We start from the raw sequence: 2,584 nt of genomic DNA, 5'->3' as shown, positions 1-2,584 counted from the left end.
ACATCCCACCCACGATCCCCAGGAAACGGGACCACACCACCACGACCAGCCGCCAACAACTCCCACAACTCATCCGGAGACGAAACACCACCAGGAAAACGGCACGCCATACCCACAATCGCGACGGCGTCGTCGTCGAGGTCGGCGCCCGTGCCGGAGCCCGGGATGTCGTGGGCCTCGCTCCGGGCGTCTTCGCCGGGGAGTAGGGCGCGGATGTGGGCCGCGAGGGCGGCCGGGTTGGGGTGGTCGTAGACGAGGGTGGCAGGCAGGCTCAGCCCGGTCGCGGCGCCGAGGCGGTTGCGCAGCTCCACCGCAGTGAGCGAGTCGAAGCCCAGGTCGCTGAAGGGACGGTCGACGGCGACCGCGGCGCCGGAGCTGTGCCCGAGGACCTCGGCGACGGTGGACCGCACGTGGGCGAGGACCAGGCGTTCCCGTTCCGCGGGCGGGCGGCCGTGCAGAACCGTGGCGAGTCCGCCGCCGGCCACGAGCCGTTCGGGACCGGCGACCGTACGGGCCTGCTGCTGTGCGGGCCCGGTGAGTTCGCGCAGGAGGGAGCCGTGGCGGGCGTAGGCGCTGGTCTCCGCGAAGCGGGCCCAGTCGGCGTCGAGAACGGTGACGCAGGTGCGGTCGTCGTCGAGGACGCGCTGAAGCGCGTCGACGGCGGTGTCGGGGGCGAGGGGACGGATGCCCAGCCGGGCCAGGTGCGTGGTGACGACGGGGTCGGCGGCCATGCCGTCGCCGGCCCAGGGCCCCCAGGCCACGGACGTGGCCGGCAGACCGAGGGCACGGCGGTGCTGCGCGAGCGCGTCGAGGCGGGCGTTGGCCGCGGCGTAGGCCGCCTGTCCGGCGTTGCCGGTGACGCCGGCCACGGAGGAGAACAGCACGAAGGCGTCGAGGGCACGGTCGGCGGTCAGTTCGTGCAGGTGCGTGGCGGCATCGGCTTTCGCGGCGAGGACACGCGCCAGCCGCTCGGGGGTGAGGTCGGCGGCGAGGCCGTCGTCCAGGATGCCCGCCGCGTGAACGACGACGGTCGGCGGGTGGGGGTCCAGCAGGCCGGCGAGAGCGGTACGGTCCGTGACGTCACAGGCGGCGAGCGTGACCTGGGCGCCGCGTCCGGTCAGTTCGTCGCGCAACTCATGAGCACCGGGGGCGTCGGCGCCGCGCCGGGAGACCAGGACGAGGTGCTCGGCTCCCTGGTCGACGAGCCAGTGCGCGATGTGCCGACCGAGCGCACCGGTGCCCCCGGTGACCAGAGCTGTGCCGTGGAAGCGGGTGCTCCCCGATGGTCCACCCCGGTCGGGGGACTGTCCACCCGAGCCTGCGGGTTGTCCGCTCGGGCCGGTGTCGCGTACGAGGCGGGCGGTGAGGACGCCGGTGGCGCGCAAAGCGAGCTGGTCCTCGTCGCCGGGCTCGGCCAGCACGCGTGCGAGGAGCTGCGGCTCGTCGGGGTCCGGGTGCGCGGGCAGGTCGACGAGGCCACCCCAGCGGTCGGGCTGTTCGAGGGCGAGCGTGCGTCCCAGGCCCCACACGGCCGCCTCGTCGGGCCGGGACGGGCTGTCGCCGGCACCCATCGACTGCGCGGAGCGGGTGGCGCACCACAGACGGGCGGCCGGGGCGGCATCGGAGAGCGCCTGCCACAGGGCGAGCACGGCACCAGGCCACGGCACCAGTGCCAGGACGTGCGTGGGCTCGTCGCCGGTGGCGCGGATGCGCTCCGCGAGGTCGCTGCGGGTGTCGGTGGCGGCGACGGGAAGCAGGTCGACCTCGGCGCCGGCCCGGCGCAGGGCTGCCGCGATGTCCTCACCGGCTGGGTCGGCCGTGGCCACGAGCCACCGACCCTGGATCGCGGCCGTATCGGCAGCGGGGCGGGCGGGCCGCCAGCGGACACGATAGCGACGGCCCGCCTGTTCCAGATCCTGGCGGCCCTGCCTGCGCCATGCCGACAGCGCGGGTACGAGTGTGTCCAAGGCTGCGCCGCCGGCCACACCCAGCCGTTCGGCGAGCACGTCGACCTCACCATGCTCCACGAGCTCCCAGAAGCGTGCGTCGACACCATCGGGGCCGGTGACCGCGCCGCGCTCCGCCACGACGTGATCGGGCAGCCAGTACCGCTCGCGGCGGAAGGCGTAGGTCGGCAGGTCGACTCGGCGGGCGCCGGTGCCCTCGAAGAGAGCCGGCCAGCGGACGTCGGCGCCCCGGACGAACATCTCGGCGACGGCGGTCAGAACAGCCTGCGGTTCCGCCTGTCCCCCGCGCAGGGTGGCCACGGCGGCATGTCCGGCCTCCCGGGCGAACGCGGTGAGGACGGGGTCGGGGCCGATCTCCAGGAGCCTGCTGACCCCCTGGTCGCCGGTGGCGGTGGAGAGCGCGTCGTGGAAGCGGACGGGCCTGGTGATCTGGTCCACCCAGTAGCGGGCGGTGCTCCAGTCGCCGTCCCGCAGAACCTCGCCCGTGAGAGTGCTCACGGCGGGCACAGCCGGCGTGCGGTAGGCGACACCGGCCGCCACGGCGGCGAACTCGGCCAGCACCGGCTTCATCAGGGGCGAGTGGAAGGCGTGGCTGACCCGCAGCCGGGCCGTACGGC

Annotated in this window: 1 protein-coding gene; it reads right to left on the bottom strand. The window is 74.7% G+C overall.

The features are described from left to right. On the bottom strand, positions 1 to 2,584 hold a 2,584-nt coding region (locus FNH08_RS48725; protein WP_152778325.1), incomplete at both ends, for an SDR family NAD(P)-dependent oxidoreductase.

Origin of the sequence: Streptomyces spongiae (assembly GCF_009377185.1) — a bacterium.
Lineage (GTDB): Bacteria > Actinomycetota > Actinomycetes > Streptomycetales > Streptomycetaceae > Streptomyces > Streptomyces spongiae.
Note: the sequence above shows the minus strand (reverse complement) of the source record. Positions and strands in the feature narration are given on the sequence as shown.